Genomic DNA, 1400 nt, shown 5'->3' on the forward strand with positions numbered 1-1400 from the left:
TATTTGTGTGTAAATTCACTTTCAAGCATATATCAAACTACCTTTATGCTGCTTTAAGCATTTTCTGTTGTTTCTCTGCTATTTTAATCAACTCTTGATAGTCAGTTTCTTTGATGGCATTGTATGCTTTTGAATAAAATAGCCTTCTCGTATAACCCCATTTTTCATTTTCTTCCATCAGTACACTTCCCATAAGTCTGATCACTGAAGCTGAGTTTGGGAATATGCCGATTACTTTTGATCTGCGTTTGACTTCGCCATTCAGCCTCTCTATGTGGTTTGATGTTCGTATCACTTTTCGTACCCCTTCAGGCAGCCCCATTACCGTCATAGAGTCTTCAAATCCTTCGTCCAGACACTTGATTGCATCAGGCGCTACATCGCTGTAATCCTTGATTATCTCATCTCGCCTTTGCGTTGCCTCATCAAGAGTGTCCTTAGTAAACATTTCACGCAGCTCTGATCTCAGACCTATCTGATATTTCTTAGGCGCTTTCTCGACTATGTTTTTAGTGAAATGATAATGGCATCTCTGCCACGGCACATTTGGATAAACTTTGTGGACACCAAATATTATCCCTTCGTGTGCATCGGACGTGATCACTTTTATATTATCAAGACCTCTGTTCTTTAAACTCTGCAGGAAGTCTGTCCATGTCTCTTTGCTTTCGTTTTCATAGTAGTCAAACCCAAGCACTGTCTTGCGTCCGTCAGCGCTTATGCCGATGGCAATCATTAGTGGCTTTGAGATCACATGGTGGTTTTCTCGCACTTTGAGATATGTTCCATCTACGATAACGAACGGGTATGGTTCTGCTATCTGACGTGTCCGGAATTCTTCGACATTCTTGTCCAGATCCTTGCAGACCTCAGATACAGTCGACTTTGAGTATGACTGTCCGCACAATGTTTCCATTACTCGCGACACCTTTCTGGTGGATACGCCCGCTACCACCATCTCTGCCATAGTAGTGATCAGAGAGGCCTCGCTACGAGTATAGTTGTCAAATATCATTGATTTGAATGGGACATTTCTATGTCTTGGTACATTGAGGGTTATCTTGCCTATCCTTGTTACCAGATCTTTCTCACGCATGCCGTTTCTGCTGTCCTGTCGTTCCTCAGTGCGTTCATACGGTTTAGCATGCAGTTGAGCTTCAGATTCCGCAAGCAGGATACTGTTCAAGTTGTTCTGCAGCAGTTCTGCGAATGCACCTTCTCGATTTTCTGATAAAAGTTGTAGCATTTCTTCCTGATTTAGTGTAACATTTAATTGAGCCATTTTGCTTTACCTCCAAGTTTTAGTTATATTTTCAATTTCAATTATACTTGAAAGTGGAGCATTTGGCTCTATATTTTTTTGATCTCTCCAATTCTCTCTTTTACACCATTATACGGAC

The 1400-nt window shown here is 41.4% G+C and carries 1 protein-coding gene; it reads right to left on the minus strand.

Annotation, left to right across the window (positions count from 1 at the left end; genetic code table 11):
• Nucleotides 1-43 precede the first annotated feature (43 nt).
• A complete protein-coding gene (locus EV211_RS10585) occupies nucleotides 44-1282 on the minus strand; it encodes an IS256 family transposase (protein ID WP_133529402.1) in 1239 nt (412 codons plus the stop codon).
• Nucleotides 1283-1400: the final 118 nt, after the last annotated feature.

The organism is Aminicella lysinilytica (assembly GCF_004362975.1).
Taxonomy (GTDB): Bacteria; Bacillota; Clostridia; order Peptostreptococcales; family Anaerovoracaceae; genus Aminicella; species Aminicella lysinilytica.